Origin of the sequence: Streptomyces sp. NPDC008238, from assembly GCF_042956445.1 — a bacterium.
Classification (GTDB): Bacteria; Actinomycetota; Actinomycetes; order Streptomycetales; family Streptomycetaceae; genus Actinacidiphila.
The window spans coordinates 26,191-40,555 of the sequence record NZ_JBIBGK010000006.1; the positions used below are offsets into that span (position 1 = coordinate 26,191).

18 protein-coding genes and 1 riboswitch are annotated in these 14,365 nt (G+C 73.2%); of the genes, 7 read left to right on the top strand and 11 right to left on the bottom strand.

Annotated elements, in window-relative coordinates; translation table 11 throughout:
* Positions 1-94 precede the first annotated feature (94 nt).
* Complete coding sequence (locus ACFZAU_RS15970) at positions 95-154, bottom strand: trp operon leader peptide (RefSeq protein WP_494400582.1); 60 nt, start codon at positions 152-154, stop codon at positions 95-97.
* A gap of 125 nt (positions 155-279) precedes the next feature.
* On the opposite strand from ACFZAU_RS15970, the gene ACFZAU_RS15975 reads away from it, so the two are divergent.
* Positions 280-864, top strand: a complete 585-nt coding sequence (locus ACFZAU_RS15975; RefSeq protein ID WP_500552663.1) for a Uma2 family endonuclease — start codon at positions 280-282, stop codon at positions 862-864.
* Here ACFZAU_RS15975 and ACFZAU_RS15980 read toward each other — a convergent pair.
* Positions 842-1,234 (bottom strand): hypothetical protein, encoded by a 393-nt coding sequence (locus ACFZAU_RS15980; RefSeq protein WP_500552664.1) that lies wholly within the window; start codon positions 1,232-1,234, stop codon positions 842-844. The genes ACFZAU_RS15975 and ACFZAU_RS15980 overlap by 23 nt on opposite strands.
* A gap of 34 nt (positions 1,235-1,268) precedes the next feature.
* Positions 1,269-2,021: a 23S ribosomal RNA methyltransferase Erm gene (gene erm / locus ACFZAU_RS15985; protein WP_500552665.1), complete on the bottom strand. Its 753-nt coding sequence runs from the start codon at positions 2,019-2,021 to the stop codon at positions 1,269-1,271.
* A 254-nt stretch (positions 2,022-2,275) separates the two neighbouring features.
* Here erm and ACFZAU_RS15990 point away from each other — a divergent pair, with 254 nt between their 5' ends.
* The gene (locus ACFZAU_RS15990) at positions 2,276-2,773 is read left to right on the top strand and encodes an anthrone oxygenase family protein (protein ID WP_500552666.1); all 498 of its coding nucleotides are present in this window, start codon (positions 2,276-2,278) and stop codon (positions 2,771-2,773) included.
* On the opposite strand, the gene ACFZAU_RS15995 is transcribed toward ACFZAU_RS15990, so the two are convergent.
* Entirely contained in the window at positions 2,751-3,269 is a 519-nt protein-coding gene (locus tag ACFZAU_RS15995; protein WP_500552667.1) for a hypothetical protein, read from the bottom strand. The genes ACFZAU_RS15990 and ACFZAU_RS15995 overlap by 23 nt on opposite strands.
* 296 nt (positions 3,270-3,565) lie before the next feature.
* Here ACFZAU_RS15995 and ACFZAU_RS16000 point away from each other — a divergent pair, with 296 nt between their 5' ends.
* Positions 3,566-4,915, top strand: coding sequence for a class II 3-deoxy-7-phosphoheptulonate synthase (locus tag ACFZAU_RS16000; protein WP_500459538.1), 1,350 nt, complete (start codon positions 3,566-3,568; stop codon positions 4,913-4,915).
* A gap of 149 nt (positions 4,916-5,064) precedes the next feature.
* Positions 5,065-5,376: a (2Fe-2S)-binding protein gene (locus ACFZAU_RS16005; protein WP_500552668.1), complete on the top strand. Its 312-nt coding sequence runs from the start codon at positions 5,065-5,067 to the stop codon at positions 5,374-5,376.
* A gap of 47 nt (positions 5,377-5,423) precedes the next feature.
* Here ACFZAU_RS16005 and bfr read toward each other — a convergent pair whose 3' ends face one another.
* Positions 5,424-5,903: a bacterioferritin gene (gene bfr, locus ACFZAU_RS16010; protein ID WP_500459536.1), complete on the bottom strand. Its 480-nt coding sequence runs from the start codon at positions 5,901-5,903 to the stop codon at positions 5,424-5,426.
* 161 nt (positions 5,904-6,064) lie between these two features.
* On the opposite strand from bfr, the gene ACFZAU_RS16015 reads away from it, so the two are divergent.
* Entirely contained in the window at positions 6,065-6,679 is a 615-nt protein-coding gene (locus ACFZAU_RS16015) for a sulfite oxidase-like oxidoreductase (RefSeq protein ID WP_500552670.1), read from the top strand.
* A gap of 22 nt (positions 6,680-6,701) precedes the next feature.
* On the opposite strand, the gene ACFZAU_RS16020 is transcribed toward ACFZAU_RS16015, so the two are convergent.
* The 6 genes from ACFZAU_RS16020 to thiO form a co-directional block, all read right to left on the bottom strand.
* On the bottom strand, positions 6,702-7,235 hold the full coding sequence (locus ACFZAU_RS16020) for a DUF4396 domain-containing protein (RefSeq protein ID WP_500552671.1): 534 nt from the start codon (positions 7,233-7,235) through the stop codon (positions 6,702-6,704).
* A gap of 91 nt (positions 7,236-7,326) precedes the next feature.
* Entirely contained in the window at positions 7,327-8,226 is a 900-nt protein-coding gene (locus tag ACFZAU_RS16025) for a deoxyribonuclease IV (protein WP_500552672.1), read from the bottom strand.
* The gene (pknB, locus tag ACFZAU_RS16030) at positions 8,214-10,103 is read right to left on the bottom strand and encodes a Stk1 family PASTA domain-containing Ser/Thr kinase (protein ID WP_500552673.1); all 1,890 of its coding nucleotides are present in this window, start codon (positions 10,101-10,103) and stop codon (positions 8,214-8,216) included. The genes ACFZAU_RS16025 and pknB overlap by 13 nt, the downstream gene beginning before the upstream one ends.
* Before the next feature lie 187 nt (positions 10,104-10,290).
* Complete coding sequence (locus ACFZAU_RS16035; protein WP_500459532.1) at positions 10,291-11,094, bottom strand: thiazole synthase; 804 nt, start codon at positions 11,092-11,094, stop codon at positions 10,291-10,293.
* A gap of 4 nt (positions 11,095-11,098) precedes the next feature.
* Positions 11,099-11,317, bottom strand: a complete 219-nt coding sequence (gene thiS / locus ACFZAU_RS16040) for a sulfur carrier protein ThiS (RefSeq protein WP_018557085.1) — start codon at positions 11,315-11,317, stop codon at positions 11,099-11,101.
* Positions 11,314-12,462, bottom strand: coding sequence for a glycine oxidase ThiO (gene thiO, locus ACFZAU_RS16045; RefSeq protein WP_500552674.1), 1,149 nt, complete (start codon positions 12,460-12,462; stop codon positions 11,314-11,316). Before thiO ends, thiS begins: the two co-directional genes overlap by 4 nt.
* Positions 12,458-12,571: riboswitch (TPP riboswitch) on the bottom strand. (Overlaps the previous gene by 5 nt.)
* 127 nt (positions 12,572-12,698) lie before the next feature.
* On the opposite strand from thiO, the gene ACFZAU_RS16050 reads away from it, so the two are divergent.
* Positions 12,699-13,859: an NAD(P)/FAD-dependent oxidoreductase gene (locus tag ACFZAU_RS16050; protein WP_500552824.1), complete on the top strand. Its 1,161-nt coding sequence runs from the start codon at positions 12,699-12,701 to the stop codon at positions 13,857-13,859.
* A 120-nt stretch (positions 13,860-13,979) separates the two neighbouring features.
* Positions 13,980-14,345, top strand: a complete 366-nt coding sequence (locus tag ACFZAU_RS16055; RefSeq protein WP_500459528.1) for an Rv2175c family DNA-binding protein — start codon at positions 13,980-13,982, stop codon at positions 14,343-14,345.
* The last annotated feature ends 20 nt before the right edge of the window (positions 14,346-14,365 follow it).

The window sequence follows — 14,365 nt, forward strand, 5'->3', positions numbered from 1 at the left end:
TTCCTTCCGGTCTTCGGCGAGGGAAGGGACGGCCGCAGGAACACCGAAGGCCGCCCTTCGGGCGGCCTGAGCGTCTGCCTGTGCGTACGCGCTGCTAGTGGGCCGCCGGATCCGCGGTCCACCACCACTGCAGGTGCGTCTGCTGCGCGTACATGTTCCGCACCCTAACGCATGCGCTCACGACGCGGCGGTCGCGGCTCACGCTTTCGGGGCATCACAGGGGCCTACGTCCCCGGTACGCTCGGGGATGCGTCCAGAATCCCGTCCATGGGAGGAACCATGACCGCAGAGCCGCTGCCGGCCTGGGCGATTCCGCCGCGTGGCGGCTTCACCTCGGACGACCTGGACCGCATTCCCGACCTCCCGCCGCACACGGAGTTGATCGACGGGAGCCTGGTGTTCGTGAGCCCGCAGAACAGCTTCCACTCGCTGGCCATGTACCTGCTGGAGCAAGGCCTGCGGGCGACGGCCCCGGAGACCCTGCGGGTGCGCCGGGAGATGAGCGTCGTGCTGAACACGCGCAACCGGCCCGAGCCGGACCTCGTCCTGGTGCGCGCGGAGGCCGCGAGCGACGCGGCCGACGAGACCGGGTACCAGGCGGCGGACGCCGTGCTCGTCGTCGATGTCGTCTCGCCCGACTCCGAGGAGCGGGACCGCAAGCGCAAGCCGCAGTTGTACGCCGAGGCGGGCATCCCGCACTTCTGGCGCGTCGAGAAGGGCGAGGGCCGGCTCCCCGTCGTCTACGTCTTCGAACTGGAGCCGGCCACCGGCACCTACGTCGCCACCGGCATCCACCACGAACGCCTCAAGGTGTCCGTGCCGTTCGCCGTGGACATCGACCTCAGCGGGATCGATCGGCTGTAGCCGCCGCTTCCTGGAAGCGCCGCAGGAGTTCGCGGCCGGGTGCGCTGCCGGCGTCGAAGCCCTGGATGCCGCGCAACTGCGCGGGCACGAGCGGGCCGAGCAGCAGCGCGCCGTCGCAGCTGAAGCAGAGGGCGACCTCGAAGAGGACCTCGTGGGCGCTGTGGGCGCGGACCGCGTAGCCCGGCACGAAGCACCGGGCACGCTCGCCCTCCGGCACTTCGCCGAGCAGGCCGAGGACGTGCCGCGCCTCGTCCTCGACCCAGACGTCGATCGTGTCCCCCGGCACGGTGCGCGGCCGGGGGAACAGATCGGCGGTGATGCGTACGGCCTCGACGAACTCGATCGGCGCGGCGGCGACGGGAAGCAGCATGGGCACAGCATGGCCGCTCCCCGGCCGGCTCACCTCACCGGACCAGCCGCCACAAGGAGGCCCACTGCTCGGCCGTGAGGTCCTTGGGGAGGGCGTACGGGGGCACGCCCTCGGCGCGGAGCCAGTCGCGCAGTGCCGTGCGGTCGAAGTGCCCGGTACGGGTGAGGACTTCGCGCAGGCCGCGGCCCGGGCCGGTGAACACCCGCTGGACGAAGGCCTGGTAGGCCCGCCGGTCGCCCGGGACGAGGGGTTCCGGCCGCCGGCCCATGGTGAGCAGGCCGCCGTCGACCGAGGGCGCCGGGCGGAAGGCGCGCGCCGGGACGCGGGAGTGGAGGGCGAAGTCGTACCAGGGCCACCAGGAGGCGGTGAGCATGGTGGCGCCGCCGACGCCCGCCCGGCGGCGGGCGACCTCCCACTGCACGAGCAGCACCGCGGACTCCCACCGGTCGGCGGCCAGGACGCGCCGCATGATGGTGGTCGTCAGGTGGAAGGGCAGGTTGCCGACGATGACGTGCGGCTCGGGCGGGAAGCGGTAGCGCAGGACGTCGGTGTTGACGACGTGCGCGCCGCGCGGGAGCCGTCGCTGCAGGCGCTGTGCGCGCCGGGGGTCGATCTCGACGGCCGTGAGGGGACGGCCGGTGCGGCTGAGGGGGAGGGTCAGCGCCCCGTCGCCGGGGCCGATCTCGACGATGGGCCCGCTGGTGGCGGCGACGAGGGCCTCGATGGAGGCGATGACGGTGCGGTCGGTGAGGAAGTTCTGGCCGAGCTCGTGTCGGCCACCCACCATGGACCGGTGGTGAGGCATGGGTGTGCACTCCGCGACATAAGAGGTTCCGACGATGGACCCGATGCCGCGGCGAAGAGCGCCGCGGCTATGCCCGGCGCAGCCTGATGCAGTAGGTGCAACCCATGTGCGGCACGCTATCCCGCCCCCCTGCGGCGCCGCACCTGGTTTTCCTGGGGGACCGCGTGGACGCTCGCGCATGGGGCGGAGCGTCCGGGCCATGTTCCGTCTCAGCCGGGCGCGGCTTCACTGGGCGCATGACTTCCCGAGACGCCGTCCTCGTCGCGGCCACCGTCGCCGTCGGCCTCATGGCCGGGCTGTTCTTCGCCTTCTCCGTCGCCGTCATGCCGGGTCTGGCCAGGTCGGCCGACCGTACGCTGGTCGACGCGATGCAGCGCATCAACGTCGCCATCCAGAACGGCTGGTTCCTGCTGGTGTTCGGCGGTTCGCTGCTGCTGTGCGCCGCCGCGGTGGCGCTCTGCCTGCGCGACGGCGAGCGCGGCCCGCTCCCGTGGGTGATCGCCGCGACCGTGCTCTACCTGGCGGTTCTCGTCGTCACCTTCGGCGTCAGCATCCCGCTGAACGACCGGCTGGACGCGGCGGGCGACCCCGCGCACCTCGCCGACGTCGCCGCCGTGCGCGAGCGGTTCGAGGCGGCCTGGGTCCGCTGGAACCTGGTGCGCACCCTGCTGTGCACGGGCGCGCTGGGCTGCCTGGGCCCGGCGCTCGTCCTCAGCGGCCGGGCCGCCGTGTGAGCGGCGCCTCGCACAGGGCACAGGTGAAGTCGCCGTCCTTGACGAGGTTGCGCTCGCCGCACCGGGGGCAGTGCCGGAAGACGACGGCCTGCGTGAACCACGCCGGACGGGCGAGGCCGGCGCGGTCGAGAGCGGCCGCCAGGGCCGGCCAGGAGGCGTCGGGGTCCGGGCAGTAGCCGGTCGACTGGTTGCTGACCTCGGTCACCTCCCAGCCGCCCTCCCGCCGTGCGGCGAACGCGATCTCCCCGGCGGCCAGCACGGGCCCGCCCCCGGCACACGCCACGTGCTCGCTGCGGCGCGGTGCCAGCAGGAGCGTGCCGCCGGGATCGACGACGTAGGTGAAGGGCTCCTCGCGTTCGGCCGGGCCGGCGCCCTCCAGCCACTCCCGGACGTCCTGCGGCGACCGCACCGCCCGGCCCGTCGCGTCCGGCCGGACCACGGCGGCGCGGATGTCGTCCGGTCCCACGTAGGCGAACGCCTCGGGCGGCGTCGGCATGGCGGCGGCCTCCTTCGGCACCGGGTGCGGAGTCGGGGCCGAGCGTACGCGTCCCCGACCGGGCGCCGTCTCACTGAGTGGACCCCACGGCGGGCGGACGAGCCGGACGCGCCGCCGCCGCGCGCCGGGAGGCGCCGGGGGCGCGGGTCCTGGCGGGGCACCGGAAGGGTGCGCCGTCCGCCCTCCGGAAGCCCGCTCGCGGCGGGCCCGGAGGGGGCTTCCAGGGGGTCACCCGGTCGTCTCATCCTCTGGTCCGGTGCGCAAAGGAAGGGACACGACCACGTAATGTGGGCTGCGTGACCGTGAACGCTGAAACCCACGCCGGGCGCCAGACCTGGCGCTCACTGCCCGCGGCGCAGCAGCCTGAGTACCCCGACCCCGAGGCTCTGCGCGAAGTGATCGCGGACCTCGAGTCGTATCCGCCGCTCGTCTTCGCAGGCGAGTGCGACCAGCTGCGCGACCGCCTGGGGGCCGTGGCCCGTGGTGAGGCGTTCCTGCTGCAGGGCGGGGACTGCGCCGAGGCCTTCGACCAGATCGGTGCCGACCAGATCCGCAGCAAGCTGAAGACGCTGCTGCAGATGGGCGCCGTCCTCACCTACGCCGCGTCCGTGCCGGTCGTGAAGGTGGGCCGGATCGCCGGCCAGTACAGCAAGCCGCGTTCGAAGCCGACCGAGACCCGGGGCGGGGTCACCCTCCCCACCTACCGCGGCGACTCGGTGAACGGCTTCGACTTCACCGAGACGGCCCGCGTGCCGAACCCGGAGCGGCTGAAGCGGATGTACCACGCGTCCGCCGCGACGCTGAACCTCGTACGGGCCTTCACCACCGGCGGCTACGCCGACCTGCGGCAGGTGCATGCCTGGAACCAGGACTTCGTGCGCTCCTCGCCGTCCGGGCAGCGCTACGAGGCCCTCGCCCGGGAGATCGACGGCGCGCTGAACTTCATGCACGCGTGCGGCGCGGACCCGGAGGAGTTCAAGACCGTCGAGTTCTACGCCTCCCACGAGGCGCTGCTGCTCGACTACGAGTCGGCGCTGACCCGCGTGGACTCGCGCACCGGCCGGCTCTACGACGTGTCCGGCCACATGGTCTGGATCGGTGAGCGCACCCGTCAGCTCGACCACGCGCACATCGAGTTCGCCTCGAAGATCCGCAACCCGCTCGGCGTCAAGCTCGGCCCGACGACCACGCCCGAGGAGGCGCTGGCGCTGATCGACCGGCTGGACCCGGACCGCGAGCCCGGCCGGCTGACCTTCATCACGCGCATGGGTGCGGGCAAGGTGCGCGAGCTGCTGCCGAACCTGGTGGAGAAGGTCACCGCCTCGGGCGCGCAGGTCGCCTGGGTCTGCGACCCGATGCACGGCAACACCTTCGAGGCGGCCTCGGGCCACAAGACCCGCCGCTTCGACGACGTGCTCGACGAGGTCAAGGGCTTCTTCGAGGTGCACCACGGCCTCGGCACCCACCCCGGCGGCATCCACGTGGAGCTCACCGGTGACGACGTCACCGAGTGCGTGGGCGGCGGCGACGAGATCTTCGTCGACGACCTGCACCAGCGCTACGAGACGGCCTGCGACCCCCGGCTCAACCGCAGCCAGTCCCTGGACCTGGCCTTCCTGGTGGCCGAGATGTACCGCGGCCAGTAGCCCGGCGACGGCGGGGCGGCCGCCCCGGCACGGAACCTGAGAGGGGCGCGGATCACATCGATCCGCGCCCCTCGTCGGTTTCCAGCCACTCGCCCGGCGGGTAAGGTTAGGTTAACCTCAGGCCGGGATTCGAGAGAGGGGTGAACCGCGTGTACGTCTGCTCATGCTTCGGCATCACCGAAGAGCAGGTCAAGCAGCATGCGGACGCAGGTCGCTGCACCCCTCGCCAGATCGCCTCCGCCTGCAAGGCGGGCACCGACTGCGGTTCCTGCGTGCGCCGGATACAGGCGCTTCTCGGCCGCGGCGAGGGCTGTACCACCCGTACGAAGCTCGACACGGCGACGTCCGGGACGCCCGCCGCGCCCCCCGCCGACCCCGCGCCCCCGGCCTCGCTGCCGGTCCCGCCCGCGCTGCCGGTGCCGGTCACGGCTCCGCTGCCCGCGGCCGCCAGCGCCGCCTGACGGACCCCTGCCCGGACGCGGGCCCTCGCTCGTCGCTCCCGCGCCCCTCAGCTGTCGGGCTGCTCGATGAGCTGCGCGATGTACAGCGGCTCCCCGAGCTTCTCGATGAGCTCGAGCTGGGTGTCGAGGTAGTCGATGTGGTGCTCCTCGTCGGCGAGGATGTCCTCGAAGATGTTGGCCGAGGTGATGTCGCCCTTCGCCCGCATGACCTCGATGCCGCGCCGGAGGCGGTCGATCGCCTCGACCTCGACCTGGCGGTCGGCCTGGAACATCTCGGTGAGGGTCTGCCCCACCCGGACGTGGAAGAGCCGCTGGTAGTTCGGCAGTCCCTCGAGGAAGAGGATGCGGTCGGTCAGCACCTCGGCGTGCTTCATCTCGTCGAAGGACTCGTGCCGCGTGTACTTGGCGAGCTTCGTCCAGCCGAGGTTCTCCTGCATCTTGGCGTGCAGGAAGTACTGGTTGATCGCCGTCAGCTCGCCCGTCAGCTGCTCGTTCAGGAACTCGATGACCTCGGGGTCGCCCTGCATGGCAAGCCCGTCCTTTCCGGAGGAATCCACACGATGGGCGCATTTTCGCACCGAGGGTGGAAGCGATCCAGTAAGTTCACACTTACTCCACTGACCCGGCTTGTCATACTTTGCCCGGGTGCTGGTCGGTAGCACTACATCCGGTCTGTCACCATGGACGCATGGGTCAGTCCGAACGCCGCGAAGGGGAGCTCCCTCCCGGGCAGCGGCTCCAGCGGGGCTGGCCGGTCACCCACTACGGTCCGGTGCCCAGGTTCAAGCCCGACCGGTGGGAGTTCCAGGTCTTCGGCGCCACCGCGGACGGCGGCAAGCGCGCCTGGGGCCACGAGGAGTTCGCCGCGCTGCCGTACTCGACGGTTGTCGGCGACTTCCACTGCGTGACCAAGTTCAGCATGCTCGGGGTCGAGTGGGGCGGCGTCTCCGCCGTCGAGATCCTACGGCTCGCGCCGCCCGCACCGGACGTCACGCACGTCATGGTGTGGGCCGAGTACGGCTTCAGCTCCAACCTGCGGCTGGCGGACTTCGCCGACCCCAAGACGATGTTCGCGACCCACCGCGGCGGTGAGCCGCTGACCGCGGAGCACGGCTTTCCGGTCCGGCTGGTCGTGCCCCACCTCTACGCCTGGAAGGGACCCAAGTGGGTCCGCGGCGTGGAGTACATGACGTCGGACCGCCGCGGGTTCTGGGAGGAGCGCGGCTACCACAATCTCGGCGACCCCTGGAGCGAGCAGCGCTACTCGTACCAGGAGGAGCCCGGCGACGGGCCGGAGTTGTAGCCGCCGGGCCCCTGCCGCCGGATCAGTGGTACCCGTGGACGACCGCGTGGCCCTTGCCGCGGCCGATCATCCACTTGTTGACGGGGGTGGTCACCAGGAAGGCGACCACGAAGGCCAGCGCGAGGCTGAGCCAGAACAGCGCGTCCGACAGCGTGGCGTCCATCGCGCCCGGGAACAGCAGGATCGTGCCGTTGTCCGCGATCTCCATGAAGACGATCGAGACGGTGTCGGCGGCGAGCGCCACCCGTACCGCGCCGCGCAGGTCCAGGCCGGCGCGCAGCACGCCGCGCATGGTGAGCGCGTAGCCGAAGGCGAAGGCCAGCACGATCGCCAGGACCATCGTCGGGACGTTGTGCCAGCCGAGGGCCGTGCCGATCGCCATGCCGAGGACCTCGCCGATCGCACAGCCGGTGAGGCAGTGCAGTGTGGCCTGGACGGCGGTGCCCCAGGAGGCCGGGCCGGCGGGGTGTCCGCCGGTGTGGTGGGCGGCGCCGGTTTGTTCGTGGTGTTCGTGGTGTTCGTGGTGTTCGTGGTGCGAGTGCTCGACGTGCTGCATCCTGCGTCCCCCAGGGGTGAGTGCGGTGTCGTCGTGCGGTGCCTCGCCTTCCAACGATATACCCCCCCGGGGTATTCCCGGGCGTGCGTGCTCAGGCCGGGCGCAGCGACTTCAGCACGGCCACGTCCGTGGCCATCCCGGTGCCCCTGGGGCCGCCGTTCGGCGTCTCCACGATCAGTGGCACGCCCTCCGTGGCGGGGTGCCGGAACAGTTCCCCGAAGGCCGCCGCACCGATGTGACCCGCGCCGATGTTCTCGTGGCGGTCCTTGTGGGCGCCGGTGACGTCCTTGGAGTCGTTGGCGTGGATCAGCCGCAGCCGCCCCTCGCCGACCGTCGCCACCAGTTCGTCCAGCGTGGCCTTGACCCCGCCGGCGGCCGCGAGGTCGTGCCCGGCCGCGAACACGTGGCAGGTGTCCAGGCAGACGCCCAGCTTCGGGTGGTGGTCCAGCGCGTCGAAGTACGGCCCGAGGTCCTCCACCAGCGAGCAGAGCGAGGAGCCCTGCCCCGCGGTCGGCTCCAGCAGCAGCCACGGGTCGTCCTCGTGCGTCAGCTCCTCCAGCAGGGGCAGCATCCGTTCCCGTACCTGCGCCAGCGCCACGGCGCGGGAGCGTCCACCGGTCGCCGACCCGGTGTGGACGACCGTGCCCAGCGCGCCGATCTCCCGCCCGCGGCGCAGCGAGTGGCGCAGGGAGTCGACCGAGTGGTCGACCGTCGCCCCGGTGTGGGAGCCGAAGTTGATCAGGTACGGCGCGTGGACGTAGGCGGGGACGCCCTGCGCCGCGCAGCGCTCGCGGAACTCCTCGTCCTGCCGCGGGCTGCCGGGCGGGGTCGCCCACCCGCGGGGGTTGGCGACGAAGACCTGCACGGTCTCGGCGCCCATCCGTGCGGCCTCCGCCAGCCCGGTGCGGGCCAGGCCGCCGGCCACCGCCACATGACCGCCGACGGGGTTGCGGCGCGCGGCGGCGCCCTCGGACGTGGCTATCGCACCCACAGTGTGATCGTGCTGCCCTTCGGAGCGTCGGTGCCGCCGGCCGGCGACTGGTTGTTGACCTGACCGGTGAAGAAGAACTGGATCACGCGGACGTCGAAGCCCGCGGCCTCCAGTTTCTCCTTCGCCTCGTCGACGGCCAAGCCTTCCACGTCCGGCACCTCGACCATCTCCTGGCCCTTGGAGACCGTGAGGGTGACCGTGTCCCCGGCCGCCAGGCGGGTGTTCGCGCCGGGCGACTGCCCGGCGACGGCGCCCTCGTCCGCCTGGTCGGAGAAGACCTGCCGCGGGTCCACCTTCACCCGCAGCCCGGCGTCCTCCAGCTGCCGGCGGGCGTCCTCCAGCGGCTGTCCGACCAGGTCGGGGGCGTCGACCGGCGCGCCCTTGCTCACCACCAGCGACACGGCCGAGTCCGGCCGCCGGCTGGCGCCCGAGCCGGGGTCGGTCGAGATCACCCGGCCCTGCGGCACCTCGTCGCTGAACTCCCGGGACACGGTCCCCGGGCTCAGGCCCGCCGCCTTCAGCCGCCGCTTGGCCTCGGCCAGTTCCTCGCCGACGACGCCGGGGACCTTCACCCGCTCCGGACCCTTGGACACGGTGATCGTCACCGTGCCGTTGTCACGGATGCGCTCGCCGGTGCCCGGGTCGGTGGCCGCCACCTTGCCCTTGGTCATCGTCGGGTCGAACGCCTCGACGACCTCGACCCGCAGCCCGGCGTCGCGCAGCTGGCGCTCCGCCTGGGCCTGCGGCAGCCCGAGGACGGCCGGGGTCCTCGTGAACTGGCCGTCGTTGATGTACCAGACGCCCGCCCCGACCCCCAGGATCAGCAGCAGGGTCGCCACGACCGCGACCACCCCGGGACGCCTACGGGACCGTACGGCCGTCCGGGGCTGCTGCCGGGTCGGCTCGGGGGACAGCTCCAGGCGCGCGGTGCGGTGCACCATCGCCGTCGGCTCCTCGGAACCCGCGGGCACGGCGCCGGGCACCGGCGCGGGGGTGCGTGCGGCGGGCGGCACCAGGTCCAGCTGCTCGGGTGTCATGGCGTGGCGTACCGCGTGCAGCCGCCGCAGCAGCTCCGCGGCGTCGGCCGGGCGGCGGGCGGCGACCCGCGCGGTCGCCTCGGCCACCAGCGCGTCCAGCTGCGGGGGCAGCCCCGGGGACAGGGCCGACGGGGCGGGCACGTCCTCGTTGACGAGCTGGTAGATGACCTGCACCGGTGTCTCGCCGCGGTGCGGCTTGCCGCCGGTGAGCATCTCGTAGAGCAGCACCCCGCAGGCGTACACATCGGTGCGCTCGTCGGTCGTGAAGCTCTCGACCTGCTCCGGCGCCATGTACGAGACCGTGCCCAGGACACCGCTGGTGGAGGTGTTGGTGTGCGTGCCCGCGATCCTGACCAGGCCGAAGTCCGCCACCTTGACGCGTCCGTCGTCCCCGATGAGGACGTTCTCCGGCTTCATGTCCCGGTGCACCAGCCCCGCCCGGTGCGCCGCGCCGAGCGCGGCCAGCACGGGCTCCAGGATGTCGAGGGCGGCCCGCGGCGGCAGCGCGCCGCGGTCGCGCAGCACGTCGCGCAGGGTGCAGCCGGCGATGTACTCCATCGCCAGGTAGACGTAGGTGTCGTCGGCACCCTGGTCGTAGACCTGCACCACGTTGGGGTGGTCGAGGCGGGCGACGGTCTTGGCCTCGCGGATGAAGCGCTCCACGAAGCCGGGCTCGGCGGAGAGAGCGGGGTGCATGACCTTCAGGGCCAGCAGCCGGTCCAGGCGCGTGTCCAGCGCCCGGTACACCGTCGCCATGCCGCCGACCGCGATCCGGGACTCCACCCGGTAGCGGCCGTCGAGCGTCTGCCCGATCAGCGGGTCATGAAGCGTCCTGTCCACGAAGGTGGAGTTTACGGTGCCGACATGACCCTTCTGGGCTAACGCGCCCAGGTTGTACCCCACCCGTGCGGTACCGCAACCGCCCCGTGACCCGGGTCGGCGCCGGGACCGAAGCCGGCCTCGGCCCCGGTTCCGCGGGGCCCGGCGCGGGTTCCGCGCAGGTCGCGGCCGTGTGCGGGGCCGCCGGTCAGGAGGCGCCGAAGGCGGGACGTTCCGGGTCGAACGTGGCGAGTCCCACACCCGGGGAGGACGCGGTCGCGTGGTGACGGCGGGGGATGCGCCCCGCCCGGTACGCCAGGCGTCCGGCCTCGACGGCGTGCCGCATGGCCTCCGCCATGAGCACCGGTTCCCTCGCCCGGGTGACGGCGGAGGCCAGCATGACGGCCGCGCACCCCAGCTCCATCGCCAGGGCCGCGTCCGAGGCCGTCCCGGCCCCCGCGTCCAGGACGACCGGCACGGTCGCCCGTTCGACGATCAGCTCGAAGTTGTGCGGGTTGCGGATGCCGAGACCCGACCCGATGGGCGAGCCCAGCGGCATGATCGCCGCGCAGCCCACGTCCTCCAGCTTCCGGGCGAGCACCGGGTCGTCGTTGGTGTAGGGCAGCACGGTGAAGCCGTCGTCCACGAGGGTCTCCGCAGCGTCCAGCAGCTCCACCGGGTCCGGCAGCAGGGTGCGCTCGTCGGCGATCACCTCCAGCTTCACCCAGTCCGTGCCCAGCGCCTCCCGTGCCAGGCGGGCGGTGAGCACCGCCTCGCCCGCCGTGTAGCACCCGGCGGTGTTCGGCAGCACGCGGATGCCGTGCCGGGCGAGCACGGACAGCACCGAGCCCTTGACCGTGGGGTCGAGCCGCCGCATGGCGACGGTGGTCAGCTCGGTGCCGGAGGCGAGCAGCGCCTGCTCCATGACCTCCAGGCTGGGCGCACCGCCCGTGCCCATGATCAGCCGGGAGTCGAAGGTGGTGCCGCCGATGGTCAGCGGGTCGTCGGCCATGGGTTCAGCCTCCCTGGACTGCGGTGAGGACCTCGACGCGGTCACCGTCGCGGAGCGGGGTCGCCGGCCACTGCGCGCGGGGGACGACGGTCTCGTTGAGCGCGGCCGCCACCCCGGACGGGGCCGCGGTCAGGGTCGCGACGAGGCCGCCGAGGGTGACGCCCTCGGCGACCTCGCGCGCCTCGCCGTTGACGGAGACGGACAGAAGGACGGGCGCGGTCATGCGTGCTGCTCCTGGAGGGCGAAACGGTCGGGGGAGAAGGGCCGGGCCTGCGCGGGGACCTCCGAGCCGGTGAGGACCTCGGCCATCACGTCGCCGGTCAGCGGGGTCAGCAGCACGCCGTTGCGGTGGTGGCCGGTGGCGAGCACCAGCCCGTCCAGCGCGCCGCGGCCGAGCAGCGGGGCGTTGTCGGGTGTGCCGGGGCGCAGCCCCGCCTGCGTCCCGGTCAGCGGGAGTTCGGTGATGCCGGGCAGCAACTCGTGCGCGTCGCGGAGCAGTTCGTACACCCCGCCGGCGGTGACCGTGGTGTCCCAGCCCATCTCCTCGCTGGTGGCGCCGACGACCAGCTCGCCGTTCTCGCGCGGCACCAGGTAGACGTGGCCGCCGCGCACCACGGCCCGTACCGTCCGCGACAGGAACGGCGCGTACGCCGGCGGCACGCGCAGCCGCAGGACCTGCCCCTTCACCGGCCGTACGGGCGGCAGCACCCGCGCGGGCAGCCCCTCGACGCGCCCGCTGAGGCTCCCGGCGGCCAGCACCACCTGCCCCGCGGCGACCCGCGTGCCGTCCTCCAGGACGACCCCGTGCGCGCGGTCGCTGGTGACCTCCACCCGCGCCACCCGCGACCGGTGGAACGCCACCCCGGACAGCTCGCAGGCGCGCACCAGCGCCGCGGCCAGCCGCCGCGGGTCGACCTGGTGGTCGCCGTCGACCCGCAGACCGCCGTGCACGGCGGGGGCGAGCATCGGCTCCAGGCGGCGGCACTCACGGCCGCCCAGCCACTCCGAGGTGAGGCCCAAGGACTGCTGGAAGGCGTGGAGTTCGCGCAGTTGCGCGCGGTCGTCGGCGTCGAGGGCGACGGCGAGGGTGCCGCACGTGCGGTACCCGAGGTCGAGCCCCGTGGTCTCCTCCAGCTCGGCCACGAAGGACGGATAGCGGCGCGCCGCGGCGAGGTTGAGCTCCAGCAGCGCCTGCTCCCCGTACTGCACCTCGGTGACCGGGGCCAGCATCCCCGCGGCCACCTGGGCGGCCCCGCCGCCCGGTTCGGGGTCCGCGACCGCCGTGCGCAGGCCGCGCTGACGGGCCCGCCACGCGGTGACCAGTCCGATGATCCCGCCGCCGACCACGACGACGTCATGACGGTGCATGATGTCCCGCTCCTCCCTTCGCCGGCATGACCCGGATCAGGTTCTTACGGTCGGCGGCCGCTCCAGCCGCCCTCTCAGCCCGGTGCGCCGGGCTCCCGCGAGTTCTCCCGGCCCACCTTAGTACGCGCCGTCGGCGGCGAGTAGGGCACCGGTACCGGCGGGCGGCGCCCTCGCGGCGTTACGGTGATCGCGTGACCAGCAGCAGCGAGCAGCGCGCCGTCGTCGTCGGGGCCGGGATGGCCGGAGTACAGACCGCCGTGTCCCTGCGCGAACAGGGGTGGGGCGGGACCATCACGCTGATCGGCGCGGAGCCGCACGCCCCCTACGACCGGCCGCCGCTGTCCAAGGGCGTGCTCTTCGGCGCCGAGGAGGGCCCGGCCCTGGACGTCGACTTCGCCGGCATCGGCGTCGAACTGCTGCTCGGGCGGCAGGCGAGCGGCCTGCGCCCCGACGAGCGGCAGGTCCTCACCGACGCGGGCCCGGTCGCGTACGACAAGCTCGTCCTCGCCAGCGGCGCCGAACCCGTCATGCTCCCCGGCAGCGAGAGCACGCCGGGCGTGTACATGCTGCGCACCCTGGACGACGCCACCGCGCTGCGCCCGGTGCTGGAAAACCGGCACCGGGTCGTGGTGGTCGGCGCGGGCTGGATCGGCGCCGAGTTCGCCACCGCGGCACGCCACGCCGGGTGCGAGGTGACCGTCGTCGAGGCCGCCGACCGGCCGCTCGCCGGGGTGCTGCCCGCCGACATCGCCGAGCGGATGCGCGGCTGGTACGCGGAGGAGGGCGTCGAGCTGCGCACCGGCGCGGTCGTCTCTGCCGTCGAGCCCGGAAGCGTACGGCTCGCCGACGGCAGCGTGCTCGCCGCCGAGGCCGTCGTCGTCGGGATCGGCGCCCGGCCCGCGACCGGCTGGCTGGCCGGCTCCGGCGTCGACCTGGGGCCGGACCGCTCGGTCCTCGCCGACGACCGGCTGCGCACCTCGGTGCCGGACGTGTACGCCGTCGGTGACTGCGCCTCCTTCCCGTCGGCGCGGTACGGGGAGCGGCTGCTGATCCACCACTGGGACAACGCGGTGCAGGGGCCCCGCACGGCCGCCGCGAACATCCTGGGCGGTGACGAGCCCTACGACCCCGTCCCCTACTTCTGGTCGGAGCAGTTCGGGCGCTTCGTGCAGTACTCCGGGCACCACGTCGACTCCGACCCCGTGCTGCTGCGCGGCGACCCGGACGGCCCCGCCTGGTCGGTGCTGTGGCTGCGCGAGGGGCAGCTGGTCGCGCTGTTCGCCGTCGGGCGGCCCCGCGACCTGGCGCAGGCCCGCAAGCTCATCGCCCGCGGCGCGCACCTCGACGAGGCCCTGGCGGCCGACCCGGCGGTCCAGCTCCGGGCCGCGGTGGTCTGACCCCGGGGGGCCGCCGGCTGCGGCCGCCGGCGTCGGCGGGGCGTAGCGGACCCGTCAGGACGGAGCAACGAGTGGCGTGAGCGGTTCCATGGTGTCGGTCCGGGATGGCACGCTTGTCCTGTGACCGAGATCGACGCAAAGATTGACTCCCTCGTCCCCTCCTGGCTGTACGTCCCCGACGTCGCCGAACGCCTCGGCGTCGAGGTGACCCGGGTCCGCCAGTTCATCAAGGAAGGCCAGCTCATCGCCGTGCGCCGCGGGGACAACCGGGTGCTGATGATCCCCGCCGACTTCATCGGCGACGAGAAGATCGTCAAGGGCCTCGCGGGCACCCTCACCGTCCTCAAGGACGACGGGTTCAGCGACGCGGAGGCCCTGGAGTGGCTGTTCACCCCGGACGAGAGCCTGCCCGGCACCCCCGTCCAGGCGCTGCGCGAGAACCGCGGCACCGAGGTGAAGCGCCGCGCCCAGGCGCTCGCCGTCTGACCGCACGACCCGCCACCGCC